A 15,961-nucleotide genomic window follows, 5' to 3' on the forward strand; every position below is an offset into this window, starting at 1 on the left:
TCGGTCAGTGAACGTCCAGCGGGTAGGTGCCCAGTACCTTGAAGAAGGCGCAGGCGTCGCGCAGCTCTTTCAGCGCGGTGCTCACTTGCGGTTCGTCGGGGTGGCCTTGCAGGTCGATGTAGAAGTAGTACTCCCACTGGCCTGAGCGGGCAGGGCGTGATTCGAAGCGTGTCATCGACACGCCGTGTTTTTTCAGCGGCACCAGCATGTCGTGCACCGCGCCGGGCCGGTTGGTCACCGACACGATCAGGCTGGTGCAGTCATGGCCCGAGGCCTTGGGCGCCGGGTGGCGGTGCGGGTCGGTGACGATCGCAAACCGGGTGCGGTTGTGCGGGTCGTCCTGGATTGCCGGGGCCACCACATGCAGGCCGTATTCGCTGCCGGCGCGCACGCTGGCGATGGCGGCCATCTTCGGGTTCAGGGCGGCCTGGCGCGCGCCTTCGGCGTTGCTGGACGCCGGGCGGCGCTCGGCATGCGGCAGGTGGTTCGACAGCCAGCCGTGGCATTGCGCCAGTGCCTGCGGGTGCGCGCAGACGACCTCGATGCCGTCGAGCGTGTTTTCCTTGCGCAGCAGGTTCTGCCGCACGAACAGGCTCGTCTCGCCGATGATGAACAGCGGCGTCGTCAGCAGGATGTCGAGCGAGCGCGCAACGACGCCTTCGTTCGAGTTCTCGACCGGCACCACGCCGAAGTCGGCGGCGCCGGCCGAGGTCATCGCGAAGACCTCGTCGATGCTGGCGCACAGCACCCGCACGATCGACGAGCCGAAGAACCCGAGTGCCGCCTCTTCACTGAAGGTGCCGGCCGGGCCCAGGTAGGCCACGCGGGTGGGCGTTTCGAGCGCGCGGCAGGCCGACATGATCTCGCGCCAGATCGGCGCGACGCTGTCGGTGCCCAGCGGGCCGGGGTTGGCCGACTTCAACCCGTCGATCACCTGCGCTTCGCGTTCGGGGCGGAAGACGACCGAGCCTTCTTTCTTCTTCAGGTCGCCGACCGCCAGCGCCAGGCCGGCGCGGCGGTTCAGCAACTCGAGCAGTTCGCGGTCGAGCGCGTCGATCTGCTCGCGCAAGGCCAGCAAATTGGGCTGGATGTTGGGGGATGCGGCGTCAGCCATGGCGGCGGGCAAAGTCCTTCATGAAGCCGACCAGGGTTTGCACCCCGGCCAGCGGCATGGCGTTGTAGAGGGAGGCCCGCATGCCGCCCACGGACTTGTGGCCCTTGAGCTGCAACAAACCGGCTTCGCGTGCACCGGCCAGGAAGGCGTCGTTGAGGGTTTCGTTGGTGAGGAAGAAGGGCACGTTCATGCGTGAACGGGCGTCCTTCGCGACGCGGTTGCGGTAGAACCCACCGCAATCGTCGAGGTAGTTGTACAGCAGCGCGGACTTCTCTGCCGCGCGCCGGTCCATCTCGGCCACGCCGCCCTGGGCCTTGACCCACTGGAAGACCAGCCCGGCGATGTAGATCGCGTAGGTCGGCGGGGTGTTGTACATCGAGCCGTGGGCCGCCACGACCGAATAGTCGAACGCGGACGGGCAGATCGGCAGCGCGCGGCCGAGCAGGTCGTCGCGCACGAAGACCAGCGTCAGGCCGGCGGGGCCGATGTTCTTTTGCGCGCCGGCAAAGGCCACGCCGACGCGCGACCAGTCGATCGGGCGTGACAGGATGTGCGACGAGCAGTCGGCCACCAGCGGCGCCTTGCAGCCGAGCGCGGCCAGGTCCGGCAGCGTGGCCATCTCGAGCCCGTCGATGGTCTCGTTCGAGCACACGTGCACATAGGCCGCGCCGTCGCGCAGGGCCCACGAGGCGGGCGGCGGCAGGGCCGTGCGGCCATCGGCCTCGTTGCTCGCCGCGGCGCGCGCATCGGCATAGCGCTGCGCTTCCTTCAGCGACTTCTGGCTCCACGAGCCGGTGACCACCACGTCGACCAGGCCGCCCGGCGCGGGGCCGGCCAGGTTCATCGGCACGATCGCGTTCTCGCCCAGCCCACCCCCCTGCATGAACAGGATGTGGAAATTCGGAGGCACCGCGAGCAACTCGCGCAAGGTGCTCACCGCCTCTTCGTGGATGCTGATGAACTCCTTGCCGCGGTGGCTCATCTCCATCACGCCCATGCCGGACCCATGCCAGTCCAGCATCTCTTGCGCCGCCTGGCGCAGCACCGGCTCAGGCAGCGTGGCCGGGCCGGCGGAGAAATTGAACGGGCGTTGTGGCGCTGTGGGCATGCGGGCGTGCTGGTTGGGCTTACTTCTTCTTGGCGGGGGCGGCGGGCTTGGCGGCAGACGCCGCGGTGCCCGGGGCGCTGGCGGCACCGGCCGGTGCGAATTGAGCGAAGCGCTTCTGCAGCGTCTGCTCCAGCGTCTTCAACTTGGGCTCGACAGCGGGCTTGGTGTCTTCGACCAGCTTGCGCGACAGCTGCGACTGCATCTCGCCGCCCATCTGCTGAAATTTCTTCGCGGCCGGCGATTCGAGCCAGACGGCGATCTGCTTCAGCTCGTCTTCGGTGAACTTCTCTTCGAGCATGGGGCCCAGCACCAGCGGCGCATTCTTGACGCCGCTGTCGTGCAGGCGGACCACGATGTCGTCGTAGAACGCCTTCACGTCGGCCTGCACCTGCTTGCCCAGCGCTTCGCGCTTGTCTTCGGGCACGCCGCCCAGGGCTTGGCCGGCGGCGTCCATCAGGCGCCCGGCGGTGTCGCGCGCAATGCCGGCGGCCATGGCATCAACGGCGGGCATCTGCAGCGCCACCACCTTGGCAGCCAGCTCTTTCTTCGACTGGGCGTGGGCCGCGGGCAGGGCGGCGGCGGCAAGCGCCAGTGCCAGCAGCGCCGGCTTGATCATCGTGCGGGGCATCATGCGTCACCTTCCTCGTTGGACGGCGAACCGCCTTCAGCTTCGTTGTCGGTATCGGTCTGGGCATCGTTCTCGACGATGCGCTGCAGGCCGGAGAGTTTGGAGCCATCGTCGAGCGCGATCAGCGTCACGCCCTGCGTGGCGCGGCCCAGCTCGCGGATCTCGCTGACGCGGGTGCGCACCAGCACGCCCTTGTCGGTGATCAGCATGATCTCATCGTTAGGCCGCACCAGCGTGGCGGCCACGACCTTGCCGTTGCGCTCGCTTTGCTGGATCGCGATCATGCCCTTGGTGCCACGGCCGTGGCGGGTGTATTCGACGATCGAGGTGCGCTTGCCGAAGCCGTTTTCGGTGGCCGTCAGCACGCTCTGCGTTTCGTCTTCGGCGACCAGCATCGCGATCACCGATTGGCCGTCGTCCAGCATCATGCCGCGCACGCCGCGGGCGTTGCGGCCCATCGAGCGCACGTCGTCTTCGTCGAAGCGCACGGCCTTGCCACCGTCGGAGAACAGCATCACGTCGTGCTTGCCGTCGGTCAGCGCGGCGCCGATCAGGTGGTCACCCTGGTCCAGGTCGACGGCGATGATGCCGGCCTTGCGCGGGTTGCTGAACTCGTCGAGCGCCGTCTTCTTGACGGTGCCCAGCGCCGTGCACATGAAGATGTAGTGGTCGGCCGGGAAGCTGCGGAACTCGCCGGTCAGCGGCAGCACGACGGTGATCTTTTCTTCCGCCTGCAGCGGGAACATGTTGACGATCGGCTTGCCGCGCGAGGCACGGCCGCCTTGCGGCACTTCCCACACCTTCAGCCAGTACACGCGACCGCGGTTGCTGAAGCACAGGATCCAGTCGTGCGTGTTGGCGATGAAGAGCTGGTCGATCCAGTCGTCTTCCTTCGTCTGCGCGGCCTGCTTGCCGCGGCCGCCGCGACGCTGCGAACGGTACTCGGCCAGCGGCTGGCTCTTGATGTAGCCGGTGTGGCTGAGCGTCACCACCATGTCGGTGGGCGTGATCAGGTCTTCGGTGCCCAGCTCTTGCACGTTGTGTTCGACCACCGAGCGGCGTGCGCCGACCTTGGTCTGGCCGAACTCCTGGCGCAGCGCGGCCAGCTCTTCGCTGATGATCGTCGTGACCCGGGCGGGCTTGGAGAGGATGTCCAGCAGGTCGGCGATGACCGCCATCACCTCTTTGTACTCGCCGATGATCTTGTCCTGCTCCAGCCCGGTCAGGCGTTGCAGGCGCATCTGCAGAATCTCGCCGGCCTGGTCGTCGGACAGGCGGTACAGGCCATCGGGCTGCATGCCGTAGTGGGCCGGCAGGCCTTCGGGGCGATAGGCCTCGCGGCCACCCGGGGTGTCGCCCTCGGCGCGCGCGAGCATCTCGCGCACCAGCGACGAGTCCCAGCTCTTGGACATCAGCGCCGTCTTGGCCACCGGCGGCGTCGGCGAGTTCTTGATCAGCTCGATGAACTCGTCGATGTTGGCCAGCGCCACGGCCAGGCCCTCGAGCACATGGCCGCGCTCGCGCGCCTTGCGCAGCTCGAACACCGTGCGGCGGGTGACCACCTCGCGCCGGTGCTCGAGGAAGATCTCGAGCAACTGCTTGATGTTGCACAGCTTGGGCTGGCCGTCGATCAGCGCGACCATGTTGATGCCGAAGGTGTCCTGCAGCTGCGTCTGCTTGTACAGGTTGTTCAGCACCACCTCGGGCACTTCGCCGCGCTTGAGCTCGATCACCACCCGCATGCCGGACTTGTCCGACTCGTCCTGGATGTGGCTGATGCCTTCGATCTTCTTCTCGTGCACCAGCTCGGCAATGCGCTCGAGCAGCGTCTTCTTGTTGACCTGGTACGGGATCTCGTCAACGATGATCGACTGGCGCGCGCCGCGATCGATGTCTTCGAAGTGCACCTTGGCGCGCATCACCACCTTGCCGCGGCCGGTGCGGTAGCCCTCGCGCACGCCATTGAGGCCGTAGATGATGCCGGCGGTCGGGAAATCCGGTGCCGGGATGATCTCCATCAACTCATCGATGGTCGCTTCGGGCGCCTTCAGCAGGTGCAAACACGCATCGACAACTTCGTTCAAGTTGTGCGGTGGGATGTTCGTTGCCATGCCCACCGCGATGCCGGCCGAGCCGTTGATCAGCAGATTGGGCAAGCGCGCTGGCAGCACCAGCGGCTCTTTCTCCGAGCCGTCGTAGTTCGGGCCGAAGTCGACCGTCTCCTTGTCGATGTCTGCCAGCATCTCGTGGGCGATCTTCGACAGGCGGATTTCGGTGTACCGCATCGCCGCGGCGTTGTCGCCGTCGACCGAGCCGAAGTTGCCCTGGCCATCGACCAGCATGTGGCGCAGAGAGAAGTCCTGCGCCATCCGCACGATGGTGTCGTAGACCGCGGTGTCGCCGTGCGGGTGGTATTTACCGATCACGTCGCCGACGATACGGGCCGACTTCTTGTACGGCCGGTTCCAGTCGTTGTTCAGCTCGTGCATCGCGAACAGCACGCGCCGGTGGACGGGTTTCAGGCCGTCGCGCGCATCGGGCAGGGCGCGCCCGACGATCACGCTCATCGCGTAGTCGAGGTACGAGCGCCGCATCTCCTCTTCGAGGCTGATGGGCAGGGTTTCCTTGGCGAATGAAGTCATCGAGGCGGGGCGGGCAGGGCCTGTTTGGCGGGCCGTCGCACAGGGCGTGCGCAGCGGGAGCCGCGAAAACGACGATTCTACGGGCGGCGTCTTGTGGTGGCGCCGCAACATGGCGGGCGCTCTCCTGCGCGCACCGGCCCAAAATACGGCCCGTCCGACACCCTATGGCACAATGAGTTGTCGGTGGCAAGCACTCGCATTCAGCAGGTGTTTGCCCTGAAATTTCCGCTTCCTATTCGGACGTATCGCAGGCAACTGCGGCTTTCCTTGAGAGGAGAATCAATGAAGAAACTGAACAAGGTGGCGATGCTCTTCGCGTCGGCCGCGCTTGCTGCTCCGATGTCGAGCGCGTTTGCCCAGAAGTCTGTCGACAACTGGCGCGCTGCTGACGGCACGGTGTGGAAGAACGGCACGAACGAACTGTGCTGGCGCGATGCCAACTGGACGCCTGCCACCGCCGCGGAAAACTGCGATGGCGCCGTGAAGCCGCCGCCCCCGCCGCCCCCGCCCGCTCCGCCGCCGGCCGCCGCGCCTGCTCCGGTCGCACCGCCGCCGCCGGCACCGCCGCCGCCCGCTCCGGTGAGCGAAAAGGTTACGTACGCTGCCGACGCCTTCTTCGACGTCGACAAGGCTGTTCTGAAGCCCGAAGCCAAGGCCAAGCTGGATGACCTGGTCAGCAAGACCAAGGGCGTGAACCTGGAAGTCATCATCGCCGTCGGCCACACCGACAGCGACGGCTCCGACGCCTACAACCAGAAGCTGTCGGTCAAGCGCTCCGAGTCCGTCAAGGCCTACCTGGTCGAGAAGGGCATCGAAAAGAACCGCGTCTACACCGAAGGCAAGGGCGAGAAGCAGCCCGTGGCCGACAACAAGACCAAGGAAGGCAAGGCGAAGAACCGCCGCGTCGAAATCGAGGTCGTCGGTACCCGCGCCAAGCAATAACCAGCTCGCTGGTTTTGCCCCAAAACCCCGCCTCGGCGGGGTTTTTGTTTTTCTGGCTACGAGCGCTGCGCATTTGATCGCGGCCTCATGTTCATTACCATGTCGCCATGAGCGAAACGACCGTCAATGCCGACCCGCAGGAACTTGCCAAATTCGGTGACCTCGCGCACCGCTGGTGGGACCCGGACGGCGAATTCCGCCCCCTGCATCAAATCAACCCCTTGCGTCTCGATTGGATCGCCGGCCTGGCGTCGCTGCCCGGCCGCGACGTGGTCGACGTGGGCTGCGGTGGTGGCATCCTGGCCGAGTCGATGGCGCGGCGCGGCGCCAAGGTGCTGGGCATCGACCTGTCGACCAAGCCGCTGAAGGTGGCGCAGTTGCACGCGCTGGAGACCGGCACCGAGCAGCTCGAGTACCGCGAGATTGCGGTCGAGCAACTGGCAGCCGAGCAGCCCGCGAGCTTTGACGTGGTCACCTGCATGGAGATGCTCGAGCACGTGCCGGAGCCTGCGTCTGTGGTGCGAGCCTGCGCGCAATTGGTCAAGCCCGGTGGCCGGGTCTTCTTCTCCACCTTGAACCGCAACCCGAAGTCGTTCCTGTTTGCCATCGTTGGGGCCGAGCATGTGCTGGGCCTGCTGCCCAAGGGCACGCACGAATACGCGCGCTTCATTCGCCCCAGCGAGCTGGCGCGCTTCGCGCGCGACGCGGGTCTCGAGGTCGACCAGTTCAAGGGCATGGAATACAACCCGCTCACCAAGCGCTACTGGTTGTCGGCCAACACCGATGTGAACTACCTCGTCGCCTGCCGTCGACCCGCATGAGCCGCAAAGTGCGCGCGGTGCTGTTCGATCTGGACGGCACCTTGATCGACAGTGCCCCCGACCTGGCTGGCGCAGCCAACGCATTGCGCGCCGAGCATGGCCTGGCGGCGATGCCGTACGAACAACTGCGGCCGATGGTCGGCGCCGGTGCGCGGGGCATGGTGGGCGTGGCCTTTGGCGTTGCGCCAGGCGAGCCGCGTTTCGAAGGCCTGCGCGACGCCTTTCTGGCACGCTACGAGCAGGGCATGCTGGATCGCACCTGCCTCTTCGATGGCATGCACGGCTTGTTGGGCGCGCTGGAGTCTGCCGGCTTGGGGTGGGGCATCGTGACCAACAAGGCCACCCGCTTTGCGGTGCCGGTGGCCGAAGGCCTGGGGCTGTCGCCACGCGCCGGTGCGCTGATCTGTGGCGACACGACGCCCCACGCCAAGCCGCACCCCGAGCCACTGTGGGAGGCCGCCCGCCGGCTGGGCCACGCGCCGGCCGATTGTGTCTACGTGGGCGACGATCTGCGCGACGTGCAGGCCGGCCGCGCTGCCGGCATGGCCACGCTGGTGGCAGCCTGGGGCTACCTGGGCGCGGGCGACAGCATCGACACCTGGGGTGCCGATGCGATCATCAATCGGCCCGAGGCCCTCTTGAATTGGCTCAAACTGGCCTAAACTACGAGTCATCCTGGGGCCGACCTGGTTTCGACGTGGGTGCGGAGTTGGGATAGGGCATGCCGAGCACCAGTTCGCTCGTTAAACCACTGGAAACAAAGTAACTGCGAACGATACTTCGTACGCTCTCGCCGCTTAACACCGGTGAGCCTCTCAACGGTTGGCCAATGGGCCGGGTTGAAGACCGCAAGGTCTGAAGCTGAGAGGTCATTCACATTGGCTGGTTCCCCGGTTGGCCACGGGCTGGGGAACGAGACTAAGTGGCTGGCGTGTCCGGTAGCGTGCTGCTGCGCGACCGGAGACGTGAGATCCAAATCAGTCAGCTAAGCATGTAGATCTACCTGGCGATGGCTTGCGGACGGGGGTTCAATTCCCCCCGGCTCCACCATTCAAGAAGCCTTCCACCTATGAAGAACGATGGGTGGGAGGCAGTGTGAAACGGATCAAAGCGGCCCTTCTGGCCTCCGATTCGCACGTAATTCGCACGTGAGAGTGCATCCAGCGCCCCTTTTTTCGGGGGCACTGCTGCATGTGCGTTCGTCTTTTCGGTCGCCGCCGCGCCTCCCGGCGCAGGCGACCGCTACTTGCCGGAAGCAAGCTGCAGCCTCGGGCGCTGGTCGTGCGAACTGATGGACTCAGGTCTAGAAGACCTGCGCGGGTACAATGTCAGATCCGACAGCAGGTGCTCCCCCGCGCCCAAGCCCAAGTGGCAAGCTTTGTCAGCTGTCCGAGTCCCTCGCGATCTCATCGCCCTTTTGGCCTGCTGAGCGGCAGCCAACCGAGCCCCTACGCTCATGCTGGTGGTCCGCCGCCCGCGATCCTGATTGATCCCGATTCCAACTAAAGCTATTCCCATGGGCAAGTACGTCGTTTCGCCCGCGACACACCCGACCGACGGTGGCCGCTTCCGCGCCTCGTTTTCGGTCCAGCGCTCCGAGGGCGAAGGCAGCTACTGCCGGGTGTTCAGGTCGGACACCACGTTTGCCTCGCGTGATGCCGCCCGACTGTTTGCCGTCACCCAGGGCTGGCTGCAGACCTGCATGCCGAATCCCCCCTCGGGCTGACGATCTGCCCGCTGCAGTACCCAAACAGCTTTCCCTCTTCAGCGGACGTCCTGTTCGCATGCACGCATCGCGACGATGCACCCCGACACTGAAAGGCTCATCATGAGCAGCAAAATCTACGTGGGCAACTTGCCCTATTCCGTCACCGATGTCAGCCTCAAGAGCAACTTTGGCGAGTTCGGCAGCGTTACCTCCGCCAAGGTCATGATGGACCGCGACACCGGCAAGTCCAAGGGCTTCGGCTTTGTGGAGATGGCGTCCGCCGAGCTTGCCCAAGCTGCGATCAATGGCTTGAATGGCATGTCCGTCGATGGCCGTGCCATCGTCGTGAGCCTGGCACGGCCCCGCGAAGATCGCACCGCCTCAGGTGCCCACAGCCCAACCGGCTACCGCGCGTCCAATCGTTTGGACGTTGGTTATGGTACGGGTGGCTTCGGCGGCGGTCGCTACTGAGCTTGCCGCACATCCTCTGAAAACCGGCTCTTCCTGAGCCGGTTTTTTTTCGCCCACTGCTCAGTCCGTTGCGAGCGCTCCATGGCCAACATAACGCACAAGTGACTACCCTTGAGCGCCCACCATGGCGACTGGCCGTCCCCGATGCCGGTTCAAGCTCTCGCGGTAGTCGCCCCAGACCGCCGCACGTCATTCGCACCGCACCTCGCCAGCCCGCATGGATGTTGGATTCCTGGGGGTGCTTCCACCCCGGCTCCCCCCGTATGCCCGGCTGAATCAGCCGAAACGACAAGGCGCTGAGCGAGTTCATCTCTCAGCGCCTTTTTCCTGGGCGTGTCCCGGTTGCGGTGTCATCCGAACGCCACGGTGATGCCGGCGCCCGCCAGGGCGATGAGCAGCACCGCCGATGTCCACCACAGCGACGTGCGTTGCGAGTGGCTGGTGTGGCGGAACAGGTGCCTGCGTGCCGGCCAATGCAGGGTGCTGGGGCTCATGAGGCGACCTCGTGTGGCCGCTGTGAGGTCTTCGTCGTCGGGGTGGTGCTCATCACCAGCGCCATCCAGCGCTCCGCCGCCAGCGAGGGATCGATGTTGCGCCAGCGGGCCTCGCGCGAAAGGCCGTCGCCCACGTGTTCGGCATCGGCCGCTTCCAGCCGGGGCCAGCAGGCGGTCAGGCGGCTGGCGAAGAGTTGGATCCATGTCTCGTGGTCTTGTTGTTCGGTCGTGCGGGGTGGCGTTTCGGCGTGGGTGTCAGTGGTCATCTGTGTTCTCCTGCTGCGGCCATGCAGCGGCGTGGCCTGGCAGCGTGGCCAGTGTTGCGTCGATGGATGGTGGTACTGTACACAAATACAGTATTTCGGCAACTCATCGGCGCCGTGGCGCTGGGCGGGCTCTTTCACATCGGCGATCGGTGGGCGTAAGATGCTGTACAAATAAACAGTATCATGACGCTGACTTTTTCTCCCTCCAGGCCCGTACGCAGCGAGCCGGCCATGGGCCCGGCAAAGGGCGTGCCTGCGGCTGCTTGCGGGGTGGGCGCCCCTGGTCGGGCAGAGCTGCTGGCCCAGCCCACCCGGCTGCACCCGGGACTGTGGCGGGCGCAGGGTGGGGGGGCGAGCGGGGTGCACGCGGGGGCCTTGCCGAGCGGTTTTGCCGCTCTGGATGTCGAGCTGCCGGGCGGTGGCTGGCCGGTGCGGGTGCTGACCGAGTTGCTGTTGCCCGAGCCGGGGGTCGGCGAGATCCGGTTGCTGGCGCCCATGCTGGCGCCGCTGGCCCGCTCAGGCCGCGCGGTGATGCTGTTCGATCCGCCGGCCGAGGTGAATGCGGTCGCGCTGGCCGAGCTGGGTTGGCCGCCTGGGCAGTGCGTGATCGTGCGGTTGCGCCCAGCGCCGCAGCAAAAGCCCGCGGGTGCCGGCGGGCGCAAGGCGCGTCGCGCCGTGCCGGGGGCCGAGTTGTGTTGGGCCGTCGAGCAGGCTTTGCGCAGCGGGCAGGTGGGGGCCGTGCTGGCCTGGCCCGGCGCCGCGGCCCGGCCCGAAGCCTTGCGCCGGATGCAACTGGCCGCGCAGTCGCATGAAGGCCCGGCGTTCTTGTTGCGTGAGCTGGCAGCGCATGCCCAGCCCAGCCCGGCGCCGCTGCGCCTGGTGCTGCAGCCCGCCGGGGCCGACGATCTGCAACTGCAGATCGTCAAGCGCAAGGGCCCGGCGATGGCGCAGTCGTTGCGGTTGACGTTGGCGCCGGTGCTGTCCCAGCGGGCCTTGGCTCGGTCGCGGGTGCTGCCGCAGCGCGAGGCCGCTGCGCTGGTGGCGACGGGAGAGACGGCGATGGCGGCCCAGCCAGGCCGTGCGGGCCTGCCGATGGCCCCGGCGCGGCGCCCTGGCGCAGACCCCCACGACCCGGCAACCGGCATGGCCATGGTCCAGCCGCCCGGCTTTCGCCCGCCACGCCCACCGGCCAGCGCGCCGGTGGTCTGAAGAGCCTGAGAGGCCGTCGCGCATGCCCACCCATCACGCCCAAAGTCACCCGCTCGTCGTTGCCAATGCTCGCCATCGCCCGAGCCGTGGCGGTGCTTCGCGCCTCGATCGGGCACCATTTGACGAGCTTCTCGGGCACGCCCGAGAAGCCCCCAGGCGCTGAGCCCGCGGCACGTGCGGTTGTTGCGCCACAGGTGGTCGCCATGCTTTGGGTGGGGTTTCATTTGCCGGCGCTGTCGCTCGAAGCGTTCAGCGCCTTGATGGGGCCTGAGAAGGCCGCGCACCCCGTGGCGCTGCAGGCGCAGCACCGCATCACGGCGGTCAATGCGGCGGCGGCCGAGCGGGGCGTTGCGCCGGGCATGAAGCGCGCCACGGCGCTGGCCCTGGCGCCTGAGCTGGTGCTGGGCATGGCCGACCCGTTGCGCGACGCACAGGCCTTGCAAGCCGTGGCACACGCCTTGTTGGCCTTTACGCCCACCGTGGTGCCGGCGCCGCCCGACGGCTTGTTGGCCGAAGTGCAGGCCAGCCTGCGTTGCTTTGGCGGTGCGGCGCGCTTGTGGCAGCGCATGAGCGAGGCGCTGTCGCCGCTGGGTCATCGCCTGCAGCGGGCCCAGGCGCCCACGGCGCTGGGGGCGTTGCTGCTGGCGCGCGCGGGCGACGAGCCTAACCCGCCAAGCCAGCTGACCCGATCGACTTTGTCTTCTACCGACTCGGCCTGGGCCACGCTGCACCAGCGCTTGTTGACCTTGCCCGCCGCCTGGCTGGCGCCGGATGAAGCGGCCCGCGCCCAATTCGAAGCCATGGGCTTGCGCACACTGGGTGATCTGCGCCGCCAGCCGCGTGCCGGCCTGGCGCGGCGTTTCGGGCCGGACTTGCTGTTGCTGCTCGACCGTGCGTGGGGCACTGTGCCCGACCCGCTGGAGCCGATCGAGCCGCCGCTGTGCTTTCACAGCCACGCCGAGCTGTGGGCTCGCGCCGACAACACCGACGCCTTGCTGGCCGGTGCCCAGGTGCTGCTGGCCCGCCTGCTGGCATGGGCGCAGGCGCGCCATGCGCGGGTGCAAAGCCTGCAGCTGTGGCTGCACCACGAAAGCCGGCTGCGGGCGAACTCGCACGGCGAGGCAGGTGTTCACGTCAGCCGCCTGGACATCACGCTCGCCGAGCCGACCGGCGATGCACGCCATCTGCAGGCCGTGCTGCGTGAGCGCTTGGCGCGTGAGCCGCTCGCCGCGCCGGTGTTGTCGCTGAGCCTGGTGTGTGATGCGCCGGTGCTCGGCCCACCGCCCAACGGAGAACTCTTTCCCAGCCAGGCCGGCCAGCGCGAAGGCCTGCTGCGGCTGGTCGAGCGTCTGCAGGCTCGGCTTGGCGCTGAGGCGGTGCAGCGCCTGGCGGTGCGCGCCGACCACCGCCCCGAGCGCACCACGGCCTGCCAAAGCTTCACGGCGGCTGGCGACAAGGCATCGAGCCTGCCGCCCCCCACAGCGTCGCAACGCTTGACCCGCCCCGCCTGGCTGCTGCCCCAGCCCCAGGCGCTGCCCGAGTGCCAGGCACGCCCTTGGCTGGCGGGCCAGCCGCTGCACCTGCTGGCCGGCCCCGAGCGCATCGAGACCGGCTGGTGGGACGGCGACCTCGTCTGCCGCGACTACTTCATCGCCCAGCAGGCCGAAGGCCCGCTGCTGTGGATCTACCGTGTCCGCCCGGCGCCGCCCGAAGGCGAGCCGGGGTGGTTTCTGCATGGGCGGTTCGCGTAAGGCGAACCACCCCGCGGTCAGCCGCGCGGGCTGAAGGTGCGCGGGAAGACCACGGCGGCCGCCCGATCCAGCAGCCGGTAACCCATGGCCGGCCGGTTCGACGAGCCCTCGACATGGCCCGCCTCGGCCAGAAACCCGGCGGCGAGCATGCGCGTGCGAAAGCCACTCTTGTCCACCGGCCGCCCCAACACCACCTCGTAGACCTGCTGCAACTGCGGCAGCGTGAATGGCTCGTTCAGCAGAAAAGCCGGCAGCGAGGTGTATTCCACCTTCGCGCGCAGGCGCTCCACGGCGGCGGCAAAGATCTCGCTGTGGTCGAAGGCCAGCCTGGTCTTCAGTGCGCGTTCCACCGGCCACCAGGCCACGTCCGCTGCGTTGGCGCCTTGGCGCAGCGTCAGCTCGGCCCCCGGGATGAGCGCGAAGTAGACGTGTGTTGCCGACCAGCCCCGCGGGTCGCGCGCACGCCCGCCCCAACTGCCCAACTGCTCGAGGTACGGGCTGACCACGCCGGTCTTGTCCAACAACTTGCGTCGCGCGCAGGCGAGCAGGTCCGCATCGACATCGATGTCGACGAAGCCGCCCGGCAGCGCCCAGCGGCCGGGAAACGGCTCGCCGCTGCCGCCTGGCCGCTTGACCAGCAGCACTTCGAGCACGCCGCCGCGCACCGTGAAGATCACGATGTCGACCGTGGTGTAGGGCAGCGGAAACTTGGGCGAGGCAGGTGACTTAGCCTGTGTCGTGGGTCTGCTGGTCATGTCTTGCAGGTCAGTCGGAACGTGGCTGGGGCGATCTCGAGACGGCATGGGCGAGACCCCGTCGCTTGACGGCTTGCAGTGTAAGTTGTATTGTCCAACTTGTTATAAGTTGCTCAGGGCAACTTGTTGCCACACAAGAACGACTTTTCCGAGAGGGAGAACAACAAGATGAATACCAACAAGAAGAACAGCGCGGCCCAGAACCGGCTGGCGTCGACCAGCAAGTTCCTCAGCCTCGTGCTGCGCCATCAGCCCGGCCTGATCGGTCTGGTGCTGGACGAAGCGGGGTGGACGCCCGTGAACGAGCTGCTGTCGAAGTGCGCTGCGGCGGGCCATGTGCTGTCGCGCGAAGCGCTCGAAGAGATCGTGCGCAGCAGCGACAAGCAGCGCTTTGCGCTCAGCGAAGACGGCACCCGCATCCGTGCCAACCAGGGCCATTCAGTGCCGGTCGACCTAGGTCTGCCTCCACTGGCGCCACCCGCGGTGCTGCTGCACGGCACGACAAAGCGCTTCCTGCCATCGATCCTGGCGCAAGGGCTGGCCAGGCGTGCCCGTCACCATGTCCACCTGAGCGAAAGCGCCTCGACCGCCACGGCGGTTGGTGCCCGCCGCGGCGACGCCGTGTTGCTGAAGGTCGATGCCGCGCGAATGCATGCAGACGGGCATGTCTTCCATCGATCGGCCAATGGGGTGTGGCTGACGGATGCAGTGCCGGCGCAGTACCTCAGCCTGGCGGAGGCTCTGCAATGAATCTGCCCACAGCGAGCTATCTGGCGCAGGCAGCCATCTGGCCGACCGAAGGCGAACACATCCTTGCGCACCACGATGGCGACACGATCGTCGTCTACCAGGCCTACCGTCCGGCCATCGGGCACTATGCGATCCGACATGGTCGGCTCGACGGCCCGGACTTCAGCCTGAACCGGATGAGTTGGATCAAGCCCAACTTCCTCTGGATGATGTACCGGTCCGGATGGGGCACCAAGCCGGGCCAGGAGGTCACGCTGGGGTTGCGGTTGCGCCGTGCGTTCTTCGACGAGATTCTGGCGAAGGCCGTTCCGTCCAGTCACGACACGCAGCGATACGCCGATCGCACCACCTGGCAGCAAGCGGTCGCCGAGTCCGACGTTCGCCTGCAATGGGACCCTGACCACGCGCCGGACGGCGCCCCTCTGCCACGCCGGGCAGTGCAGTTGGGCCTGCGAGGCGATACCTTGGCCCGATTCGCCCACGAAGAGTTGCTGGAGGTCATCGACATGTCGTCCTTCGTTGACGCACAACGGCCGAATCCCCAGAGCGATCCCGCGGCGCTGATGACACCACTCGAATCCATCTATGTCCCGGAACGAAGGGGCTGACGAATGAAGACACTTCCGAAAAATCTGGACGAACTGCGCTTGCGTCGCGAGGCTGGCGAAGCGTTCCGCTATCTGCACTTCTGGGGACATCGGCCACAAAAGAATGGTCAGGTTTCCGCCAGTTGCTTCAGCCAATGGTTCGAGGCGCCGTTCGATCTTGAAGGCTACCGCTATGCCACGGCCGAGCACTTCATGATGGCGGAGAAGGCGCGGCTGTTCGGCGACGAGGCGGCGCTGGCGAAAGTGCTGTCGGCGCCGAATCCCGGCGCCGCGAAGGCGGCGGGGCGAAAGGTCAAAGGCTTCGAAGAAGCCGTGTGGTTGCGGCACCGCTTTGACATCGTCGTGCGAGCCAACCGCGCCAAGTTTCAGCAGAACGAGGCCATGGCGAGCTATCTCTGCCAGACTGGCGACAAGGTGCTGGTCGAGGCGAGTCCGGTCGACGCAATCTGGGGCATTGGCCTGGCAGCCGATGACGAGCGTGCCAACAACCCCTCGCAATGGCGAGGGTTGAATCTGCTTGGGTTTGCGCTGATGCAGGTGCGCGCCGAACTCCTCGCGGCGTGACATCGACCCCACAGCCGATGACCCCACCGCTTGTCGGCGCTTTCATGCGCGAGGACAATGTCGACATCATGAAGAACACCGCAGCGATCAAGGCGACTTTCGCCACCTGACACGCCTTTCGCTCGCGTTC

The 15,961-nt window shown here is 66.8% G+C and carries 17 protein-coding genes and 1 other RNA gene; 11 read left to right on the plus strand and 7 right to left on the minus strand.

The annotated features are described in order from the left end of the window. Nucleotides 1-4: 4 nt before the first annotated feature. Genes pheA through gyrA form a run of 4 tightly spaced genes read right to left on the minus strand, consistent with a single transcriptional unit; the run spans nucleotide 5 to nucleotide 5,492 of the window. The gene (gene pheA / locus ACE3SG_RS13555) at nucleotides 5-1,114 is read right to left on the minus strand and encodes a prephenate dehydratase (protein WP_374565694.1); all 1,110 of its coding nucleotides are present in this window, start codon (nucleotides 1,112-1,114) and stop codon (nucleotides 5-7) included. Continuing rightward, nucleotides 1,107-2,222, minus strand: coding sequence for a 3-phosphoserine/phosphohydroxythreonine transaminase (gene serC / locus ACE3SG_RS13560; protein ID WP_374565696.1), 1,116 nt, complete (start codon nucleotides 2,220-2,222; stop codon nucleotides 1,107-1,109). The genes pheA and serC overlap by 8 nt, the downstream gene beginning before the upstream one ends. Before the next feature lie 19 nt (nucleotides 2,223-2,241). Next, on the minus strand, nucleotides 2,242-2,853 hold the full coding sequence (locus ACE3SG_RS13565; protein ID WP_374565698.1) for a DUF2059 domain-containing protein: 612 nt from the start codon (nucleotides 2,851-2,853) through the stop codon (nucleotides 2,242-2,244). Further along, entirely contained in the window at nucleotides 2,850-5,492 is a 2,643-nt protein-coding gene (gene gyrA / locus ACE3SG_RS13570) for a DNA gyrase subunit A (protein WP_374565700.1), read from the minus strand. Before gyrA ends, ACE3SG_RS13565 begins: the two co-directional genes overlap by 4 nt. A 282-nt stretch (nucleotides 5,493-5,774) precedes the next feature. On the opposite strand from gyrA, the gene ompA reads away from it, so the two are divergent. The 6 genes from ompA to ACE3SG_RS13600 all read left to right on the plus strand — a co-directional run bounded on the left by ompA (nucleotide 5,775) and on the right by ACE3SG_RS13600 (nucleotide 9,434). Then, nucleotides 5,775-6,434, plus strand: a complete 660-nt coding sequence (gene ompA, locus ACE3SG_RS13575) for an outer membrane protein OmpA (protein ID WP_374565985.1) — start codon at nucleotides 5,775-5,777, stop codon at nucleotides 6,432-6,434. A gap of 107 nt (nucleotides 6,435-6,541) precedes the next feature. Further along, complete coding sequence (ubiG, locus tag ACE3SG_RS13580) at nucleotides 6,542-7,255, plus strand: bifunctional 2-polyprenyl-6-hydroxyphenol methylase/3-demethylubiquinol 3-O-methyltransferase UbiG (protein WP_374565702.1); 714 nt, start codon at nucleotides 6,542-6,544, stop codon at nucleotides 7,253-7,255. Further along, a complete protein-coding gene (gph, locus tag ACE3SG_RS13585) occupies nucleotides 7,252-7,917 on the plus strand; it encodes a phosphoglycolate phosphatase (protein WP_374565704.1) in 666 nt (221 codons plus the stop codon). Before ubiG ends, gph begins: the two co-directional genes overlap by 4 nt. Before the next feature lie 15 nt (nucleotides 7,918-7,932). Next, nucleotides 7,933-8,305: a transfer-messenger RNA gene (gene ssrA, locus ACE3SG_RS13590) on the plus strand. Nucleotides 8,306-8,771: 466 nt separating this feature from the next. Beyond that, nucleotides 8,772-8,981 (plus strand): hypothetical protein, encoded by a 210-nt coding sequence (locus ACE3SG_RS13595; RefSeq protein WP_374565706.1) that lies wholly within the window; start codon nucleotides 8,772-8,774, stop codon nucleotides 8,979-8,981. Between the two features lie 102 nt (nucleotides 8,982-9,083). Beyond that, nucleotides 9,084-9,434: an RNA recognition motif domain-containing protein gene (locus ACE3SG_RS13600; protein ID WP_374565707.1), complete on the plus strand. Its 351-nt coding sequence runs from the start codon at nucleotides 9,084-9,086 to the stop codon at nucleotides 9,432-9,434. A 350-nt stretch (nucleotides 9,435-9,784) separates the two neighbouring features. Here ACE3SG_RS13600 and ACE3SG_RS13605 read toward each other — a convergent pair whose 3' ends face one another. Together ACE3SG_RS13605 and ACE3SG_RS13610 are read right to left on the minus strand one after the other, a co-directional pair. Next, complete coding sequence (locus ACE3SG_RS13605; RefSeq protein WP_374565709.1) at nucleotides 9,785-9,928, minus strand: hypothetical protein; 144 nt, start codon at nucleotides 9,926-9,928, stop codon at nucleotides 9,785-9,787. After that, nucleotides 9,925-10,194 carry a hypothetical protein gene (locus tag ACE3SG_RS13610; protein WP_374565710.1) on the minus strand — a complete coding sequence of 90 codons (270 nt, stop codon included), beginning with the start codon at nucleotides 10,192-10,194 and terminating at the stop codon, nucleotides 9,925-9,927. Before ACE3SG_RS13610 ends, ACE3SG_RS13605 begins: the two co-directional genes overlap by 4 nt. A 231-nt stretch (nucleotides 10,195-10,425) precedes the next feature. Here ACE3SG_RS13610 and imuA point away from each other — a divergent pair, with 231 nt between their 5' ends. Both imuA and ACE3SG_RS13620 read left to right on the plus strand, forming a co-directional pair. Then, complete coding sequence (gene imuA, locus ACE3SG_RS13615; RefSeq protein WP_374565712.1) at nucleotides 10,426-11,403, plus strand: translesion DNA synthesis-associated protein ImuA; 978 nt, start codon at nucleotides 10,426-10,428, stop codon at nucleotides 11,401-11,403. A gap of 203 nt (nucleotides 11,404-11,606) precedes the next feature. Continuing rightward, nucleotides 11,607-13,154 (plus strand): DNA polymerase Y family protein, encoded by a 1,548-nt coding sequence (locus tag ACE3SG_RS13620; protein ID WP_374565714.1) that lies wholly within the window; start codon nucleotides 11,607-11,609, stop codon nucleotides 13,152-13,154. A gap of 17 nt (nucleotides 13,155-13,171) precedes the next feature. Here the strand turns inward: ACE3SG_RS13620 and ACE3SG_RS13625 are convergent, their stop codons facing one another. Continuing rightward, complete coding sequence (locus ACE3SG_RS13625; protein ID WP_374565716.1) at nucleotides 13,172-13,909, minus strand: NUDIX domain-containing protein; 738 nt, start codon at nucleotides 13,907-13,909, stop codon at nucleotides 13,172-13,174. A gap of 168 nt (nucleotides 13,910-14,077) precedes the next feature. Here ACE3SG_RS13625 and ACE3SG_RS13630 point away from each other — a divergent pair, with 168 nt between their 5' ends. The 3 genes from ACE3SG_RS13630 to ACE3SG_RS13640 are packed head-to-tail and all read left to right on the plus strand — an operon-like array spanning nucleotide 14,078 to nucleotide 15,831. Continuing rightward, nucleotides 14,078-14,659 carry an RNA 2'-phosphotransferase gene (locus ACE3SG_RS13630; protein WP_374565717.1) on the plus strand — a complete coding sequence of 194 codons (582 nt, stop codon included), beginning with the start codon at nucleotides 14,078-14,080 and terminating at the stop codon, nucleotides 14,657-14,659. Continuing rightward, nucleotides 14,656-15,267: a DUF4291 domain-containing protein gene (locus ACE3SG_RS13635; RefSeq protein ID WP_374565719.1), complete on the plus strand. Its 612-nt coding sequence runs from the start codon at nucleotides 14,656-14,658 to the stop codon at nucleotides 15,265-15,267. The genes ACE3SG_RS13630 and ACE3SG_RS13635 overlap by 4 nt, the downstream gene beginning before the upstream one ends. A gap of 3 nt (nucleotides 15,268-15,270) precedes the next feature. Next, a complete protein-coding gene (locus tag ACE3SG_RS13640) occupies nucleotides 15,271-15,831 on the plus strand; it encodes an NADAR family protein (RefSeq protein ID WP_374565721.1) in 561 nt (186 codons plus the stop codon). Nucleotides 15,832-15,961: the final 130 nt, after the last annotated feature.

Source organism: Ideonella sp., from assembly GCF_041914305.1.
GTDB lineage: Bacteria > Pseudomonadota > Gammaproteobacteria > Burkholderiales > Burkholderiaceae_C > Ideonella.